The organism is Paraburkholderia sp. SIMBA_054 (assembly GCF_046534875.1).
In the GTDB taxonomy this organism is placed as follows: Bacteria; Pseudomonadota; Gammaproteobacteria; order Burkholderiales; family Burkholderiaceae; genus Paraburkholderia; species Paraburkholderia hospita.
Window position 1 is genome coordinate 1 of sequence record NZ_JAWRXV010000345.1, and the last position, 370, is coordinate 370.

The 370-nt window shown below is 49.7% G+C and carries 1 pseudogene; it reads left to right on the forward strand.

Going from position 1 to position 370, the window contains the following annotated elements:
• Nucleotides 1-245: pseudogene (locus tag SB822_RS55400) on the forward strand (proline--tRNA ligase); the annotation flags it as partial.
• Nucleotides 246-370: the final 125 nt, after the last annotated feature.

Here is a 370-nt window from a genome sequence, read left to right on the forward strand (position 1 = left end):
GTATGCACCGTTTGTCCGAAACAAGAACGGTACAGTCGATGGAACAGTTCAGCGAGACTTTGAATGCCCATGGAGGTTTCATCAAAGCGATGTGGTGCGGCAAACGGGAATGCGAAGACGCGATCAAAGAGCAGACCCAAGCGACTTCGCGCTGTATCCCATTCGACTCGAAAGCGGTGTCAGAAACATGCGTATACTGTGGCAAGCCTGCAGGTGAGCTGGTGTATTGGGCGAAGGCATATTGAGAGACGCTTTAAATAGGAAAAACTCCGGCAATGGCCGGAGTTTTAATGTGGCTCCACGTGCACATGCACAGCCGAAATATCGTAGCTCTTCATGAGTTTGACTTCCACTTTGGTCGAGATATCAT